This is a genomic window from Streptantibioticus silvisoli, from assembly GCF_027947535.2.
Classification (GTDB): domain Bacteria; phylum Actinomycetota; class Actinomycetes; order Streptomycetales; family Streptomycetaceae; genus Streptantibioticus_C; species Streptantibioticus_C silvisoli.
This window is the reverse complement of sequence record NZ_JAAGKO020000017.1, coordinates 103,610-120,774: the sequence shown is the minus strand read 5'-3', so window position 1 is coordinate 120,774 and position 17,165 is coordinate 103,610. Positions and strand designations below refer to the sequence as shown.

At 73.2% G+C, this 17,165-nt stretch carries 14 protein-coding genes; 4 read left to right on the top strand and 10 right to left on the bottom strand.

The features are described from left to right. Nucleotides 1–172: 172 nt before the first annotated feature. The gene (locus POF43_RS14010) at nucleotides 173–727 is read right to left on the bottom strand and encodes a CGNR zinc finger domain-containing protein (protein WP_271317929.1); all 555 of its coding nucleotides are present in this window, start codon (nucleotides 725–727) and stop codon (nucleotides 173–175) included. Between the two features lie 112 nt (nucleotides 728–839). Here POF43_RS14010 and POF43_RS14005 point away from each other — a divergent pair, with 112 nt between their 5' ends. Both POF43_RS14005 and POF43_RS14000 read left to right on the top strand, forming a co-directional pair. Further along, nucleotides 840–1,277 carry a VOC family protein gene (locus POF43_RS14005; RefSeq protein ID WP_271317930.1) on the top strand — a complete coding sequence of 146 codons (438 nt, stop codon included), beginning with the start codon at nucleotides 840–842 and terminating at the stop codon, nucleotides 1,275–1,277. 58 nt (nucleotides 1,278–1,335) lie between these two features. Next, the gene (locus POF43_RS14000; RefSeq protein ID WP_271317931.1) at nucleotides 1,336–2,187 is read left to right on the top strand and encodes a pyridoxamine 5'-phosphate oxidase family protein; all 852 of its coding nucleotides are present in this window, start codon (nucleotides 1,336–1,338) and stop codon (nucleotides 2,185–2,187) included. A 36-nt stretch (nucleotides 2,188–2,223) separates the two neighbouring features. Here the strand turns inward: POF43_RS14000 and POF43_RS13995 are convergent, their stop codons facing one another. From POF43_RS13995 to POF43_RS13980, 4 genes are all read right to left on the bottom strand, one after another. Continuing rightward, on the bottom strand, nucleotides 2,224–3,684 hold the full coding sequence (locus tag POF43_RS13995) for a GH1 family beta-glucosidase (RefSeq protein ID WP_271322610.1): 1,461 nt from the start codon (nucleotides 3,682–3,684) through the stop codon (nucleotides 2,224–2,226). A 47-nt stretch (nucleotides 3,685–3,731) separates the two neighbouring features. Further along, nucleotides 3,732–4,640, bottom strand: coding sequence for a carbohydrate ABC transporter permease (locus POF43_RS13990; protein ID WP_271317334.1), 909 nt, complete (start codon nucleotides 4,638–4,640; stop codon nucleotides 3,732–3,734). A 15-nt stretch (nucleotides 4,641–4,655) separates the two neighbouring features. Further along, nucleotides 4,656–5,651 carry a carbohydrate ABC transporter permease gene (locus tag POF43_RS13985; RefSeq protein ID WP_271322611.1) on the bottom strand — a complete coding sequence of 332 codons (996 nt, stop codon included), beginning with the start codon at nucleotides 5,649–5,651 and terminating at the stop codon, nucleotides 4,656–4,658. A 79-nt stretch (nucleotides 5,652–5,730) separates the two neighbouring features. Further along, nucleotides 5,731–7,065 carry an ABC transporter substrate-binding protein gene (locus POF43_RS13980; RefSeq protein ID WP_271317336.1) on the bottom strand — a complete coding sequence of 445 codons (1,335 nt, stop codon included), beginning with the start codon at nucleotides 7,063–7,065 and terminating at the stop codon, nucleotides 5,731–5,733. A gap of 278 nt (nucleotides 7,066–7,343) precedes the next feature. On the opposite strand from POF43_RS13980, the gene POF43_RS13975 reads away from it, so the two are divergent. Continuing rightward, the gene (locus tag POF43_RS13975; RefSeq protein WP_271317337.1) at nucleotides 7,344–8,372 is read left to right on the top strand and encodes a LacI family DNA-binding transcriptional regulator; all 1,029 of its coding nucleotides are present in this window, start codon (nucleotides 7,344–7,346) and stop codon (nucleotides 8,370–8,372) included. Nucleotides 8,373–8,678: 306 nt separating this feature from the next. Next, entirely contained in the window at nucleotides 8,679–10,832 is a 2,154-nt protein-coding gene (locus POF43_RS13970) for an alpha-L-rhamnosidase-related protein (RefSeq protein ID WP_271322612.1), read from the top strand. 73 nt (nucleotides 10,833–10,905) lie between these two features. On the opposite strand, the gene POF43_RS13965 is transcribed toward POF43_RS13970, so the two are convergent. From POF43_RS13965 to POF43_RS13945, 5 genes are all read right to left on the bottom strand, one after another. After that, nucleotides 10,906–11,925: a LacI family DNA-binding transcriptional regulator gene (locus POF43_RS13965; RefSeq protein WP_271317500.1), complete on the bottom strand. Its 1,020-nt coding sequence runs from the start codon at nucleotides 11,923–11,925 to the stop codon at nucleotides 10,906–10,908. 141 nt (nucleotides 11,926–12,066) lie between these two features. After that, entirely contained in the window at nucleotides 12,067–13,155 is a 1,089-nt protein-coding gene (gene rhaS, locus POF43_RS13960) for a rhamnose ABC transporter substrate-binding protein (protein WP_271317499.1), read from the bottom strand. 83 nt (nucleotides 13,156–13,238) lie between these two features. Beyond that, complete coding sequence (locus POF43_RS13955) at nucleotides 13,239–14,300, bottom strand: ABC transporter permease (RefSeq protein ID WP_282704575.1); 1,062 nt, start codon at nucleotides 14,298–14,300, stop codon at nucleotides 13,239–13,241. After that, a complete protein-coding gene (locus tag POF43_RS13950) occupies nucleotides 14,293–15,348 on the bottom strand; it encodes an ABC transporter permease (protein WP_271316086.1) in 1,056 nt (351 codons plus the stop codon). Before POF43_RS13950 ends, POF43_RS13955 begins: the two co-directional genes overlap by 8 nt. After that, the gene (locus POF43_RS13945; protein WP_271324598.1) at nucleotides 15,345–16,865 is read right to left on the bottom strand and encodes a sugar ABC transporter ATP-binding protein; all 1,521 of its coding nucleotides are present in this window, start codon (nucleotides 16,863–16,865) and stop codon (nucleotides 15,345–15,347) included. Before POF43_RS13945 ends, POF43_RS13950 begins: the two co-directional genes overlap by 4 nt. Nucleotides 16,866–17,165 lie beyond the last annotated feature (300 nt).

Genomic DNA, 17,165 nt, shown 5'->3' with positions numbered 1-17,165 from the left:
CGATCGGGCCGCCCGCGGTCGCGGTGCTTCCGATCCTGGGGTGTCCCGCAGGGGGAGGGTCAAGGCGGGGCGTGGGCCGGACGGCGGACGGTGCGGTCTGACGGCGCGGTGGCCGGCGGCGGCGCGGTCGCTGGCGGCGCGGTGGCCGGCACACCCCCGCACCGCGGTCAGGTCAGGCCTCGTCCGTCCTGCCGCGGGCGTAGTGGCGGGAGGCTTTGGCGCGGTTTCCGCAGGCGGCCATGGAGCACCAGCGGCGGCGGCGGCCCTTGGAGGTGTCGTAGAAGTACAGGACGCAGCCGGGTCCCTCGCAGGCGTGCACGCGGGTGGGGTCGAGGGCGAGCAGGCGCAGGTAGTCGGCGGCGGCCAGCCAGCCGGGCAGCCAGCAGGGGGCGTCGGTCTCGGTCTCCTCGGCGGGGCCGGCCGCGGTCAGGCGGCGGCGGATCCGGCCGTGGGCCAGCACCTCGTCGAGGGCGGCGCAGGCCGGCGCGGACGGCGCGGCGGGCGCGGCGGCGGCCAGCGCGAGCGCGGCGCGGGTGGCGCGCAGCGCGTCGAGGGTCGCGGTGTCGGCGCGGCAGCCGTCGGCCGGGCGGACGGAGCCGAGCCAGATCCGCAGGCCGGCCAGGTCGGCGAGCAGGTCCTGTTCCCGGCCGCCGTCGATCCAGCGGGTGTTGAGCAGGTCCAGGGAGAGCGGCTCGCCGGTCAGCGGGCGCGGGTCGGTCCGGGTCATGCACCCATCCTAACCGTCTTGCCTCGAAACAACGGTTGACCACTGCTCCGCTAACCCTTATCGTCGAATTCAACGGTTAGGGCAACTCCGCCCGCGGACCTGGGGAGAGCACATGTTCACCGGCCACATCGGTCTCAACGTCACGGATCTCGACCGGTCCCGCGACTTCTACCAGCGGGTCTTCGGGCTGACCGCCCACGGGGAGGGCGAGGACGGCGACCGCCGGTGGACGTTCCTCGCCGACGGGAGCGGCGCGGTCGCCGTCACGCTGTGGCAGCAGAGCGCGGGCAGCTTCGCCACCGGCACGCCCGGGCTGCACCACCTGGCGTTCTCGGTGGACAGCCTGGCCGAGGTGCGCGCCGCCCAGGAGACGTTGCGCGCGCTCGGCGTCGAACTCGTGCACGGCGGCGTCGTCGGTCACGCGGACGGTCTGGAGTCGGGCGGCATCTTCTTCACCGACCCGGACGGCATCCGGCTGGAGATCTCCACCGCCGACGCCGAAGGTGCGGCCGCCCCGAGCAGCACCGCGCCGACCTGCGGTTTCTTCTAGGAACGGTGTGGAGCGGCCCACGGAAGGCGATCTCGCGGACAGCAGCAGGGAGGCAGCGATGGCGACGCGGTACCACGCGGGTGAGCTGGCCGTTCAGGAGCGCGCGGGGGTGCGGGAGCAGGCCGACCGGATGGCGCGCGGCGTCTTCGAGGGCGTTCCCGCGCCGGCCGCCCGGTTCCTGGCGGAGCGCAGCATGCTGGTGGTCGGCGCCCGGGACGGCGAAGGCCGGGTGTGGTGCTCGATGCTGGCCGGCGACCCCGGATTCCTGCGGGTGGCGGACGAACGGACGCTCACCGTCGGGGCGGTGCCGCGGCCGGGCGATCCGCTGGCGCCGACCCTGGCGGGCCCGGCGCAGGTCGGCACGCTGGCGATCGAGCCGGCCACCCGCCGCCGCATGCGGCTGAACGGCACCGCCCGGCCGGCCGCGGGCGGCCTGCGGATCGAGACCGCGCAGGTCTTCGCCAACTGCCCGCGTTTCATCACCCGGCGCGAGATGCCGCGCTTCACCGCGCCGCCGCCCGGCACCGGCGCGGAGCCGATGGCCGGCGCCGGGCTGGACGAGCGGCAGGCGGCGTTCGTGCGGGCGGCGGACACCTTCTTCATCGCCACCCGTGGCGGCGACGGCGGCGCCGACGCCTCGCACCGCGGCGGCGACCCGGGGTTCGTCGAGGTCGTGGACGGCCGGCGGCTGCGGTGGCCCGACTACCCGGGCAACGCGATGTTCGCGACGCTGGGCAATCTGCACGGCGATCCGGCCGCCGGGCTGCTGTTCCCCGACTGGGCCACCGGCTCGCTGCTGCTGCTGACCGGTTCGGCCCGCGTCGCGTGGGACGACGCGGGCGGCCGGGCCGTGGAGTTCACCGCCGACGCCGTCGCCGAACTCCCCGGCGCCGACCGGCCCCGTAGCTGACGAGGCGTCAGCGGTGTTGCGCCGCCGTCCTGTTGATCAGCCGTCCGACGGTTCCTGCGACGGCGCCGGCAGGCCGTTGGCGCGGGCGACGGTGGCGTACCACCGGGCGCTGTCCTTCAGCACCCGGCGCTGGGTGGCGAAGTCCACGTGCACGATGCCGAACCGGCGGTCGTAGCCGTAGGCCCACTCGAAGTTGTCCATCAGGGACCACAGGAAGTAGCCGCGCACGTCGGCGCCGTCGGTGACGGCCCGGTGCACCGCGTCGAGGTGGTCGCGCACGTAGGCCACGCGCTGCGGGTCGCGCACCGCACCGGCCGGGTCGACGGTGTCGTCGCAGGCCATGCCGTTCTCGGTGACGAGCAGCGGCAGTTCGGGGTGCTCGCGCGACAGGCGGGTGAGCATGTCGTACAGCCCGGAGGGGTCGATGGCCCAGCCCATCGCGGTGCGCTCCCCCGGCGGCTGGTGGAAGGTGACGTCCTCGGCGCCGGGCCACGGGGAGTGGTCGCTGGCGCCGTGGCCGTCGGCGCGGGCGGGTTCGGCCGCGCCGGTGGGGGCCGAGACGACGGTCGGGGTGTAGTAGTTGAGGCCGAGTACGTCCAGCGGCTGGTGGATCGTCGCCGCGTCGCCGTCGGCCACGAACCCCCAGTCGGTGACGGCGGCGGTGTCGGCCAGCAGGTCCTCGGGGTAGGCGCCGTCCAGCATCGGTCCGGTGAAGATCCGGCTGCCGAGGGCGTCGATGCGCCGGGCGGCGTCGTGGTCGGCGGCCGAGTCGGAGGCTGGCCGCACCACGTGCAGGTTGAGGCAGACGCCGAGCCGGGCGGTGTCGGGCAGCAGCGACCGCAGGGCCGAAGTGGCAAGGCCATGGCCGAGGTTGAGGTGGTGCGCGGCGCGCAGCGCGGCGACCGGGTCGGTGCGGCCGGGGGCGTGCACGCCGGAGCCGTACCCCAGGAAGGCGCTGCACCAGGGCTCGTTGAGGGTGGTCCACACTCCGACGCGGTCGCCGAGGGCGCCGGCGACCAGGGCGGCGTAGTCGGCGAAGCGCTCGGCGGTCTCGCGGGCCGGCCAGCCGCCGGCGTCCTCCAACTCCTGGGGCAGGTCCCAGTGGTAGAGGGTCAGGGCGGGTTCGATGCCGTGGCCGAGCAGCTCGTCGACGAGGGCGCGGTAGAAGTCCAGGCCGCGTTCCAGGGCCGGGCCGCGGCCGGTGGGCTGCACGCGCGACCAGGAGACCGAGAAGCGGTAGGCGTTCACTCCGAGGCCGGCCATCAGCTCGACGTCCTCGCGCAGCCGGTGGTAGTGGTCGGCGGCCACGTCACCGGTGTCGCCGGCGTGCACGGCGCCGGGGGTGCGGCAGAAGGTGTCCCAGACCGACGGGGTGCGGCCGTCCTCGGCGGCGGCGCCCTCGATCTGGTAGGCGGAGGTGGCGGTGCCCCACAGGAAGCCGGCGGGGAACGGGCGGAACGCGGCGGCGACCGGGGCGGATTCGGGGATGACGGACACGGTGGGTGCACTCCCGGGGGTGGGGGAAGGGACCGGACGGGCGGGCCTCAGCCCTTGACGGCGCCTTGCATGACGCCGCCGACGATCTGCTTGCCGAAGACGGCGAACGCGATGAGCAGCGGCACCGTGGTGACCACCGCACCGGCCATGATCACCGACTCGTTGATGTCATACCCACCGCCGATGCTGGCCAGCGCCACCTGGAGGGTCGGATTGCCGGACGGCGTCAGGGCGATCAGCGGCCACAGGAAGTCGTTCCAGGCCTGGACGAAGGTGAGCATGCCCAGCACGGCCATCGCGGGGCGGGCGACGGGGAAGACCACGTGCCACACGGTGCGCCAGGAGTTGGCGCCGTCCATCCGGGCGGCCTCCAGCAGTTCGGTGGGCAGCGCCGAGGACAGGTACTGCCGCATGAAGAAGACACCGAACGCGGTGACCAGGCTCGGCAGGATCACCGACTGCAACTGGTCGGTCCAGTGCAGGCCGGCGATGATCCGGAACAGCGGCAGGACGCTGAGCTGCGGCGGCACCGCGATGGTGGCTACCACGAACACCATGAGCGCGTTACGCCCGGTGAACCGCAGCTTGGCGAAGGCGAAGCCGGCGAACGTGGAGAACAGCACGGTGGAGACGGTGACGGCGGCCGCGACGATCACCGAGTTGACCATCGCCAGGCCCAGCGTGTGGCCGCCGGGACCGTTGTAGTCCCACACCGCGCGCAGGTTGGCCAGCAGGTTGGCGCCGGGCACCAGCGGTGGCGGGCTCTGGGCGATCCGGCTCTGCGAGGTGGAGGCGGCGACGACGGAGAAGTACAGCGGGAACAGCGACGCCAGGGCGACGACGATCAGGATCAGGTAGGTGACCGGTCCGCCGTGGTGCTGGCGTCCGGCGCCGCCGGTCACCGGGCGGCGGGACGGCCGGCGCGGGACGGCGGCGGGCGGGGTCAGGGCGGTCATGGTGCGGCTCCTCGCTCACGCGCTCTTGCGCAGCCGGCGGACGACGACGGCGTTGACCGCGCCGACGACGACGGCGATCAGGAAGATGACCCAGGCGACCGCGGCGGCCCGGCCCAGGTGTTCGGAGTTGAAGGCCAGCCGGTAGACGTACAGCGCCAGCGTCGAGTACTGGTTGTCCGGGCCGCCGTTGATGCCCTGCCCGCTGCCGCCGAACAGGTAGGGCTCGCCGAACAGTTGGAGCGAGCCGATCGCGGAGACGACGACGGTGAACACGATCGTCGGGCGCAGCGCGGGCACGGTGACGTAGCGGAACTGCTGCCAGCGGTTGGTGCCGTCCAGCGCGGCGGCCTCGTACAGCTCGCCGGGGACGGCCTGCATGGCGGCCAGGTAGATGAGGGTGTTGTAGCCGGTCCAGCGCCACATCACGATGGTGGCGACGGCCAGTTGGGAGCTCCAGGTGCCGGCCTCCCAGCCGACCGGGTGGACGCCGACCAGGTGCAGGACCCAGTTGGCGAAGCCGGCGTTGTTCTGCTGGAAGATGAACTGGAAGATCAGCGCGGCGGCCGCCACCGAGGTGGCGTAGGGGGCGAGCAGCGCGACGCGGAAGAACAGCCGTCCGCGCAGCCGGTAGTTGAGCAGGTGCGCCAGGCCCAGGGCGATGGCCAGCTGCGGCACCGACGACAGCAGGCCGATGGTGACGGTGTTGCGCAGCGACTTCCAGAAGACCGGGTCGTGGCCGAGCATCGTGTAGTTGCCCAGGCCCGTCCAGGTGCTCTGGTCCGGGGTGAGGGTGCTGACCGAGTGCAGCGACATCCAGCCGGTGTAGAGCAGCGGGAAGATGCCGAAGGCGGCGAACAGCAGGAAGAACGGCAGGATGAACAGGTACGGCGAACCCTTGACGTCGAGCCGGTAGAGCCGGCCGCGCCGGGCCCGGCGGCGCGCTTCGGCGCCGTCGGGCCCCGGCGCCGCCCCGGGCGGCCGGGTCGGGGATGCGGTGGTGGAGGCGGTCACCGGGTGGCCCTTCGTGACGTGGTGCGGCGGTGGAGTCGGCGGAACGGGAACGGCGGGCGGCCGAGCGGCGCGGCGGGCGTCAGCCGGTGGTGTCGGTGGTGATCTGCTGGAGGGTGGCCTTCCAGGCGGCGGAGGCGCTCTCGTGCTTCTGCTCCATCAGCAGGACGCCGTTGCCCATGTCGTTGCGGATCACCCCGTCGTACTGGCCGATGGGCGCGGCGGGGATGCGGCGGGCGGCGGCGGAGAAGATCTTGCCGATCGGGGCGCCGGACAGGAAGGCGTTCTTGGCGCCGGAGACCCGCGGGTCGGCGTAGGCGGTGACGTTGGAGGGGAAGTTGCCGACGTCGGGGGTGGAGAAGACGGTGATCTCCTGCTGGGCGCGGGTCAGCCACTGCACGAGGGCCTGGGCCTGCTTGACGTGGTGGCCCTGGGCGGGGACCGTCAGGTAGGAGCCGCCCCAGTCGGAGGCCTGCGGGGCGGTGGCGACGTTCCACACGCCGGCGTTCTTCTTGCCGGAGTCGTTGACGATGTTGGCCATCTGCCAGGCCGGGCAGATGGTGGTCGCGAAGGAGTTGTTCGCGAAGCCGGAGGCCCACTGGGTGGAGAACTGGGCGATGCCGGGGGTCTCGCCGGCCGCCACCGCCTGGCTCGCCAGCTTCCAGGCGGCCTTCACGGAGGGGTTGCTGGCGTAGACGGCCTTGCCGCTCGCGTCGTAGTACTGCGTGGCGCCGCTGCCGACGACGCTGTTGAACAGGCCCTCGCCGCTGTCGAGGAAGTACGTGCCGTGCGGTGCGTGCTGCTGGTATGCGGTGCCGACGGTGTTGACGAAGGTGTCCCAGCTACCGCCCCACAGCTTGGCGACCGCGGCGGGGGAGGTGGGCAGCCCGGCCGCCTTGAACAGCTTGGTGTTGTAGCAGACGGCCTCCGGGCCCAGGTCGGTGCCGAGGCCGACCACCGCGCCGCTGCGGGCGGTGCCCTGGGACCACTTGACCGGCGCCCAGTCGGCCTTCGCGACGCCGGGCACCTTGGACAGGTCGGTGAACCGGGAGGCCAGCGTGGTGGTGACCTGGCCCATCCGGGAGACGTCGAACGCCTGGATGTCGTCGGCACCGGAGCCGGCCGCCAGGTGGGCCTGGGTGGCGTTCCAGTAGTTCTGCTCGTTGGCGTTGTTGTCCTCGACGATCTTGATGTCGGGGTGCAGCTTCATGTAGGCGGCGAACAGGTTGGCGCCCTTGGCGTTGTAGCCGAACGTTCCGAAGTCGCCGACCTTGAGGGTGACGGTGCCGCCGGACGACGCGGTGTCGCTGCTGCCGCAGCCGGTGAGCAGGCCCGCGGCCAGCAGGACGGCGGCCGAGGCGGCGGCCAGGACGCGCGGACGGCGGCGCGATCCGGACCTGAGGGGCGATGGGCGCATGGCGGGACTCCTTGGAATGCGGCTCACGGGACAGCTCGGCAACGCGGCGATGCCGACGCTAGGATGGAGGCGGTGGGAGCGCTCCCATCCCGGCGTGTGGTGAAGCGTGGCCGTTTGACCGGGTGATGTCAAGGGAATCGACGGCGAACAATCCGGTGCTACGCCACGGTTCCTGGGCGCGCTTCCAGCGAGTGCCGTACATCCCGACGACCGGCACCACCCGCCGCGGCGACCGCCCGGCAGGGCATGATGGCGGCGACGAGACCCTGGAGGCGATCATGCAGACCCACCGACGGCAGACCGGCCGGCCCACGCTCGAACAGGTCGCCGCCCGGGCCGGCGTCGGGCGCGGCACGGTCTCCCGGGTCATCAACGCCTCGCCGTCGGTCAGCCCGCAGACCCGGGCGGTCGTCGAGCAGGCCATCGCCGAGCTGGGCTACGTGCCCAACCGCGCCGCCCGCGCGCTGGCCGGCAACCGCAACGACGCCATCGCGCTGGTCGTCCCGGAGGCGGAGACCCGGCTGTTCGCGGAGCCGTACTTCTCCGACATCATCCGCGGCGTCGACGCCGCGCTCGCCGACACCGACATGCAGCTGCTGCTGACGCTGAGCCGGACGCCGAAGGAACGCAAACGGCTCACCCAGTTCCTGACCGCGCACCGGGTCGACGGGGTGCTGCTGGTCTCCGTGCACGAGGACGACCCGCTGCCCGACCTGCTGGTCCGCGTCGGCATGCCCGCGGTGCTCGGCGGCCGGCGCTCCGGGCGCGAGTCGGTCAGCTATGTCGACTCCGACAACACCGGCGGCGCCCGGCAGGCCACCGCGCACCTGCTGGCCCCGGGCCGGCGGGCCGTCGCCACCATCACCGGCCCGTCCGACATGTACGTGGCCCGCTGCCGGCTGGACGGCTACCGCGAGGCGATGGCCGCCGCCGGCGCCGCGCCGGACGAGGCGCTGGTCGGCGCCGGGGACTTCACCGAGGAGGGCGGGGCGCTGGCCATGCGCGAACTGCTGCGCCGGCGCCCGGACATCGACGCGGTCTTCGCCGCCTCCGACGTGATGGCGGCCGGCGCGCTGCGCGTGCTGCGCGAGGCCGGCCGCCGGGTGCCCGACGACGTGGCGCTGATCGGCTTCGACGACTCCGTCATCGCCCGGCACACCGACCCGCCGCTGACCAGCGTCCGCCAGCCCATCCAGGACATGGGCCGCACCATGGCCCGCCTGCTGCTGGACCACATCCGCGACGCCACCACGGTCCGCCGCCACGTCATCCTCGACACCCAGCTGGTCCACCGCGCGTCGGCCTGACGGGGGCGCCGACCGGACCGGCCGGCCCCGACACCGGGCGCGGCGCCGCACGAGGACCGCACGTGCGGCGGTGCGCCGGGCGTGCGGTCCGCCGACGGTACGCAGGACGCCGCGGCGGACGCGGCAGGCGGATCAACGGGCGCACACCTCTGGACGCGCGCGGAGGTGACGTCATAGCCTCCGGGCATCCGCAGGGCGAGTGACGACGTCCCGCGGCGCGGGAATGAAACGTTTCATCACCCGGTCCGGCCGGTCCCCGAGCAGTACGCCCCTCCCCCGGCCCCGCCCGACGAGCTACGGAGAACCATGCCCCCGGAAGACGAACTGCGCCGCCGTACCTTCATCCGGACCTCGCTCGCCGCCGCCGCGGTGGCCGGCACCGGGTTCGCAGCCGCCGGGGGCGCGGCGCCGGCCGCGTCGGCGGCCGGGCGCCCGACCGCGGGCCCGGCGCCGGCGCCGTCCGGTCCGTGGGACGCCTTCAACCTCTCCCCCGCGTCCCGCACGGTGCGGCCGGTGGCGGTGCGCACCAGCACCGGCTCGGTGCGGCGCGGCCGTGCACCGCGCGGCGGCGGGGTGGGCACCGTGCGGCTGAGCGGCACGGGCGCCTCGGTCACCCTCGACTTCGGCCAGGAGGTCGGCGGATTCGTCACGCTGGCGTTCGGGGCCGGCACCGGCGCGGACCAGGTGGTCGCGCTGACGTACGCCGAACTGTCGACCTACATCAGCACCACCGCCAGCGACGCGTCCAACGGCGGCACGAACGACGAACCCGCCGTGCGGTACGCGGCCACCCCCGGCGGCACCGTCGACACCCGCACCGACGTCCCGCTGGCGGGCGCGGACCCGGTGGCGTCGGCGAACCCGGCGAGCCAGCTGCGCGGCGGGTTCCGGTACCTGACGGTGGTCAACGACACGTCCGGCACCGTCGAGCTGACCGGGGTGACGCTGGCGGTCGGCTTCGCGCCGAACGCGGCGGACCTGCGGGCGTACCCCAACTACTTCCACTGCGACGACGACCTGCTCAACCGGATCTGGTACGCGGGCGCCTACACCGTGCAGACCAACATCATCGCGGTCGGCCAGGGCAGGACCTGGGGGCCGCCGGCCGTCGGCTGGGACAACTCGGCCCCGGTCGGCGAGGCCGGCACCACAGTGCTGGTGGACGGCGCGAAGCGGGACCGCACCGTGTGGCCGGGGGACCTGGGCATCTCCGTGCTGACCGACTACGTCTCGCTCGGCGACCTGCTGACGGTGCGCAACTCGCTACAGACCCTGTACAACCACCAGGACCCGGCCACCGGCGCGCTGCCCTACGCCGGTCCCGCGGTGGACTTCGTGGGCAACTCCGACACCTATCACCTGTGGACGCTGATCGGCACGGCCGCCTACCTCCAGTTCAGCGGCGACACCGACTGGATGCGCGGGATCTACCCGCAGTACCGCAAGGCGGTCACGTACATCACCGGCAAGATCGCGGCCGACGGACTGCTCGACGTCACCGCGAGCGCGGACTGGGCCCGTACCGACGCCGACGGCAAGAACATCGAGGCCAACGCCATCATGTACCGCGCCCTGCGCACCGCGGGGGCGCCGGCGCGGGCGGCCGGCGACAGCGCGTCGGCGGACGCCTGGGCGGCGCTGGCCGCCACGCTGAAGTCCGCGATCGCGGACGGCGGTTACTGGGACGAGGCGGCCGGGCTGTACCGCGACAAGCCCACCGGGGACGGTGCCGCGCTGTATCCGCAGGACGGGAACGCGCTGGCGGTGTGGTTCGGCCTGGCCGACGACGCGGACCGGGCGCGGACCGTCAGCGCGTCCCTGGCGAAGCGCTGGACGGCGGTGGGCGCGCTCACCCCGGAGAAGGGCGACGGGTCGGTGCACCCCTTCCCCGGCGGCATGGAGGTGCACGCGCACTTCACCGCGGGCCGGGAGGCGACCGCGCTCGACCTGATCCGGCGTGAGTGGGGTTACATGCTCAACGCCCCGCAGGGCACGGCCAGTACGTTCTGGGAGGGCTACCGCAGCGACGGCACCTCGGACTACAGCGGCTCGTACATGAGCGCCTCGCACGGCTGGTCGACCGGGCCGACCTCGGCGCTGACCTTCCACGTCCTGGGCATCGCCCCGGCCGCGGACGGCGGTCCCGGCTGCACGGTGGCCCCGCACCCCGGCGGTCTGCGGTCGGCGCAGGGCCGGCTGACCACGCCGTCGGGCCCGGTCGACGTCTCCTGGCAGGCCGGTCCCGGCGGCCGGTTCGACCTGCGGTTCAGCGCCCCGGCCGCAGTGGTCGGCCAGGTCGAGGTACCGGTGCCGGACGGCGCCGGCCACACCGTGCTGTTCGACGGCGTGCCGGTGTGGGACGGCGCCGGGCGCTCGCACGGCGCGCGGCGCGCGGGCGACCGGGTCCGCTTCGACGTGCGGTCCGGCGGAGCGCACACGGTGAGCGTGCGGACCCGCTGACCCCGCGACGACCGCGCCCCCGGCGGGTTCGCCGGGGGCGCGGTGGGGGTTCGCGGGAGCGCGGGGTTCGCGGTCAGCGGGGCCGGAACGTGGAGTCGCGCACCACGAGTTCGGGTTGCAGCACCACGCGCTGGTGCCGGTGGCGGCCCGCGTCCTCCCCGGACTCCTGGAGCAGCATGTCGGCGGCCATCGTGCCCATGGTGGCGGCCGGCTGGCGCACCGAGGTCAGCGGCACGGTGGCCGCGGCGGCGAACTCGATGTCGTCGTAGCCCACGATGGCCATGTCCCGCGGCACGCTGAGCCCGGCCGCGTACATCGACTGGAGCACGCCGAGCGCCAGCAGGTCGTTGGCGCAGAACACCGCGGTCGGCCGGTCGGCCAGGCCCAGCAGCCGGGCGCCGGCGTCGCGGCCGCCGGCCACGTCGAGCCGCTCGGTGGGGATCTCGCGCAGCGCCGACGGCGGCAGTCCGGCCTCCGCCAGCGACTCCAGCGCCCCCTTGCGGCGGTCGCGGATCTGCTGGAAGCCGGCCGGGCCGCTGATGAACGCGATCGAGCGGTGGCCGCCGTTGAGCAGGTGGCGTACCGCCATCGCGCCGCCGACCACGTCGTCCACCGACACCGAGCACTCGGCGGTGTCGGCCGCCACCCGGTCGACCAGCACGAAGGGGATGCCGTGCCGGCGGAAGGCGTCGAGGTTGCGGCCCGAGGCGTCGGCGGGGGTGATCAGCACGCCGCGCACCCGCTGCTCGGCGAAGAGCGACAGGTATTCGGCCTCCTCCTCGGCGCTCTGCGCGCTGTTGCAGACCATGACCCGCATCCCGGCCCGGCGGGCGGCGCGTTCGGCACCGCCGGCCAGGTCGACGAAGAACGGGTTGCCCATGTCGAGCACGAGCAGCGCCACGATGCGGCTGCGGCCGGCCCGCAACTGCCGGGCGGACTCGCTGCGTACGTACCCCAGCCGGGTTATCACCGACTGCACCCGGGTGCGGGTCTCCTCCGAGACCAGGTCCGGCCTGTTGATGACGTTGGAGACAGTGCCCACCGAGACGCCCGCCTCCAGGGCGACGTCCTTGATCCCCACCATATGTCCCACCTGGGCGGCTCCTGTGCCCTTCGCCGCCGGCCGCTACGGCCGGCGGATCACCATCCTATGAGGTCCGCCGGGGTGTGCCGGACGAGGTGGAAGACCTCGCCCGGCACAGCGGGACGGCGTTCGCGGCCGGCGCCGGTCCGGTCAGAAGTGGAAGTTCGCGATGTTGGACTTGTTGAAGACGGTGGGCTTGCCGAGCACCACGACGCTGTTGGCGCCGATGGTGTACTTGCCCATGTCGCCCGCGGTGAAGGTCTGGCCGGGGGCGCCGCTGATCTGACCGGACGCCAGGGCTATCGCGGCGTACCCGGCGAGGGCGCCGAGCTTGGCCGGGTCCCACAGCTCGAAGGCCTGCACGGTGCCGTTGGCGACGTAGGAGCGCATGTCGTTGGGCTGGCCGAGGCCGGTCAGCTTGACCTTGCCCTTGTACTTCGAACCGCTCAGGTACTGGGCCGCCGCCTTGATGCCGACGGTGGTCGGGGAGATGATCCCCTTCAGGTTCGGGTACTGCTGGAGCAGGCCCTGGGTCTGCTGGAAGGACTGCTGGGCGTCGTCGTTGCCGTACGCGATCTTGACGAGCTTGACGTTCTTGTACTGCGGCTTCTTCAGCTCGTCCTTCATGTAGCCGATCCAGGTGTTCTGGTTGGTGGCCGTCTGCGCCGCCGACAGGATCGCGATCTGCCCCTTGTCGCCGATCTGCTGGGCCATCAGCTGGACCTCGGTGCGGCCCAGGTCGACCGAGCTGGCCTGGGAGATGGCGACGTCGCGGCAGCCGGGGTTGGTGTCGGAGTCGTAGGTGACGACCTTGATGCCGCTCTTGCGCGCCTGGTTCAGGCCGGTGCACAGCGCGCCCGGGTCCTGCGCGGACACCGCGATGGCGCTGACCCGCTGCTGGGTGAGGGAGTTGACGTAGGAGACCTGCCCGGCGGTGTCGGTGCCGCTGCTGGTGCCGACCTCCTTGTACTTCTCCCCCAGCGCCTCGACGGCCTTCTTGCCGCCGTTGTCGGAGGTGGTGAAGTACGGGTTGTTGACCTGCTTGGGCAGGTAGGCGATGGTCAGGCCCTTGCGGGTGGCCGCGTTCGGGTTCGCGGAGGCGGTGTTGCCGGCGGTGGGGGTGCTCTTGGCGACCGAGTTCTTCGTGGTGCCGCCGCACGCCGCGATGCCCAGGGCCATCACGGCGGTGGCGGCTGTCACGGCGGTGACGCGGCGGACGGTGCTGTTTCCGAGGGACATGCGGAGGTTCCTTTCGGTGCCGCGGGGCGCGGCTGAAGGCACGGGGTCGGGCCGGAACGGGCGGGGGTGGACGGCGGGGAGGGTCACGAGGGGGGGGGGGCCGCCGGCGGCGGGTCCTCGGCGGCGTTGCGCCGGGCCCGGGCCTGGGCGACCTGGCGGCCCACCCGCGGTGCCAGCACGGAGATGACCAGCAGGGCGCCGGTGACGACGATCTGGGACTGGGCGGAGACGTTGACCAGGCTCATGACGTTCTGCAGCGCGCCGAGCAGGAAGACGCCGGCGATCGCGCCGCCCAGCGTGCCCTTGCCGCCGTCGAAGTCGACGCCGCCGAGCAGTACGCCGGCGATGACCGACAGCTCCAGGCCGGTGGCGTTGTCGTAGCGGGCGCTGGCGTAGTGCAGGGCCCAGAAGACGCCGGTGAGCGCGGAGACGGTGCCGGTGGCCACGAACATCGACAGCTTCAGGCGCTTGACCCGGATGCCGGCGAAGCGGGCCGCCTGCTGGGAGGCGCCGACCGCGAACAGCGACCGGCCGACCGGGGTGGCGTGCAGCACCAGGACGGCGACCAGGGCCAGCACCGCCCACGGGACGGCGGCGTCCGGGATGAACGTCCCGCCGATCCGGCCGGAGCCGAAGTCCAGGTACTGCTGGGGGAAGTCGGTGACCGAGTTCGACCCGAGCACGATCTGCGCCACGCCGCGGAAGGCGGCCATGGTGCCGATGGTGACCGCCAGCGACGGCAGGCCGAGGCGGGTGACCAGCAGGCCGTTGATCAGCCCGCACACCACGCCCAGCAGCACGCACAGCGGGATGATGACCTGGATGGCCAGGCCGTCGTTCCACAGCGCGCCCATGACCGCGCCGGACAGGCCGGCGGTGGAACCGACCGACAGGTCGATCTCGCCGGCCACCACCAGCGCCGTCATGGGCAGCGCGATCAGCGCGACCGGCAGGGCGTTGCCGATCAGGAACGAGATGTTCAGCGCGTTGCCGAAGTTGTCGACGAAGGAGAACGAGCAGATCAGCAGGACGACCAGCAGCGTGCCGACCGCGGTGTCCCAGCGGATCGCGCCGGACAGCCGCGGCCCGGGGCGGCGCGATCCGGTGGCGGGGGCGGCGGGGGGCTTGACGGTGGTGTCAGGCATGGCGGGCACTCCTTGTCTCTGCGGCCCTCTTGCGCAGCAGGTCGGCGACCCGGAGTGCGACGACCCGGTCGACGGCGATGGCGAGCAGCAGCAGGAAGCCGTCGATGGCCTGCACCCACACCGAGCTGACCCCGATCGAGGGCAGCACGCTGTTGATCGAGGTCAGCAGCAGCGCGCCCAGGGCGGCGCCGTAGACGGTGCCGGAGCCGCCGGTGAAGGCGACACCGCCGACCACGACGGCGCTGACGACGGTGAGTTCGTAGCCGGTGCCGGTGCCGGAGTCGACGTTGCCGAACCGGGCCAGGTACAGCGCGCCGGCCAGTCCGGCGAGCGCGCCGCAGACCACGTACGCGGTGAGGATGCGGCGGCGGACCGGCACACCGGCCAGCCGGGCGGCCTCGGGGTTGGAGCCGAGGGCGTACAGGTCGCGGCCGCCGCGGTAGGCGCGCAGGTAGTAGGCGACGCAGACCAGGACGGCGGCGGTCAGCAGCGCCAGGTAGGGGATGACGGACAGGCCGTCGTGCCCGAACCCGGCGAAGCCGGACGGCAGTTGGCTCGCGGTGATCTGCCGGGAGCCGACCCAGACGGAGTCCAGGCCGCGGATGATGTAGAGGGTGCCCAGGGTGACCACCAGCGCGGGCACCCGGCCGAGGCTGACCAGCAGCCCGTTGACCGCGCCGAGCGCGGCGCCGAGCAGGACCGCGAGCACCACCGCGACCAGCGGGTTGCCGCCGCCGCTGAGGTAGTCGCCGGCCGCGAACGCCGAGATGCCGAGGGTCGATCCGACCGACAGGTCGACGTTGCGGGTGATCACCACCATGGCCTGGCCCACCGCGACCAGCACCAGGATGGTGGCGTTGAGCAGCAGGTCCTTGATGCCCTGCTGGGACAGGAAGTCGGAGTTGTCGAGCTGGGTGGCCAGCAGCATCACCACCAGCACCGCGCCGATGGCCAGTTCGCGGACCTTCAGCACGGTGTCGAGCAGCTTGCGCGAGCCGCTGCCCCCGGCCGGGCGGGCCCGGTGTTCCTGATCGGTGGTCACCGTCATGCCGCGCTCCTTCCGCGACCGGTGGCCGCCGCCATCACCGATTCCTCGGTGGCCTCGGCCCGGGTCAGGTCGGCGGCGAGCCGTCCCTCGTGCATCACCAGGACCCGGTCGGCCATGGCGAGGACCTCCGGCAGGTCGGAGGAGATCATCAGCACCGCCACGCCGTCGGCGGCGAGCTGCGACAGCAGCCGGTGCACCTCGGCCTTGGTGCCGACGTCGATGCCGCGGGTGGGTTCGTCGACGATCAGCACTCCGGGGTCGGTGGCCAGCCACTTGGCCAGGACGACCTTCTGCTGGTTGCCGCCGGACAGCGTGCTGACCGCGTCGGCCAGCCGGGCGTACTTCACCTGGAGGCGGACCGCCCAGTCGACGGCCCGGCTGCGTTCGGCGCCGCGCCGCATCACCCCGGCGCGGGAGGTGCTCGCGAAGCCGGTGAGGTTGATGTTGCGTTCGATGGACATGTCCATCACCAGGCCCTCGGCACGGCGGTCCTCCGGCACCAGGGCGAGCCCGGCGGCCATGGCCAGGCTGGGGGCGCCGGGGGGCAGCGGCCGGCCGTCGACCTCGACCTCGCCGCCGTCCCAGCGGTCGACGCCGAAGACCGCGCGGGCGACCTCGCTGCGGCCGGCGCCCACCAGTCCGGCCAGGCCGACGATCTCACCGTGCCGTACGTCGAAGGAGACGTCGGTGAAGACCCCTTCGCGGGTCAGCCGGCGCACGCTGAGCGCGACGCCGCCGATCTTCGCGTCCTGCTTGGGGTACAGCTCGTCCAGGTCGCGGCCGACCATCCGGCGCACCAGGTCGTCCTCGGTGAGGCCGTCGACCGGTTCGCTGGCGATCAGCGCGCCGTCGCGCAAGGTGGTGACCCGCTGGCACAGGGCGAAGACCTCGTCGAGCCGGTGCGAGATGAACAGCACGGCCGCGCCCTGTTCGCGCAGCGCCCGCACGACGCCGAACAGCCGGGCGACCTCGCTGCCGGTCAGGGCGGCGGTCGGCTCGTCCATCACCAGCACGCGGGCGTCGAACGACAGCGCCTTGGCGATCTCGACCAGTTGCTGGTCGGCTATGGACAGGCCGCGGGCGGGCTGGTCGGGTTCGAGGGCGACGCCGAGGCGGCGGAAGAGGTCGGCGGCGGCCTGCCGCACGGCGCGGTGGTCGACCCGGCCGAACGAGCGGCGCGGCTGGCGGCCGACGAAGATGTTCTCGGCGACGGACAGGTCGGGAAAGAGCGTGGGTTCCTGGTAGATGACGGCGACTCCGGCGTCGCGCGCGTCGGCCGGGCCGTGGAACTCGACCGGTTCGCCGTCCAGCAGTACGACGCCGGTGTCCGGGCGGTGGACGCCGGCCAGCGTCTTGATCAGCGTGGACTTCCCGGCGCCGTTCTCGCCCGCCAGGGCGTGTGCCTCGCCCGCGTGCAGCCGCAGTGACACCCCGCGCAGGGCGTGGACGGCTCCGAAGGACTTGCTCACCCCCTCGAGAGCGAGGACCGGAGGAGTCTCCGGTGCGGCCTGGGTCATGGGGCTCTCCTGGGTTTGACGGCAGGGAGTGAAATGTTTCAATGGGATTGCGGGGAAGTTAGCCGCGCCAGAAGTGAGCGTCAAGGGGTTGCTTCGCGGCAGTTGGGGACGATCCGCCGGTCCGCGGCGGCCGGTCGGCGCCAAGCCCCGGCGCCAGCAGCGTCGTCGGCCTCGGTTCCCCGCTCTGACACGATTCAGTAACGGCGGTGGTGGCGGGGCCTCCCGGCCCGGGGTACCGGCTCCCACGTGGTGCCGGTGCCGGGGCGGTCGCGCTGAATTGATTCACCGCCGGTGCGGGCC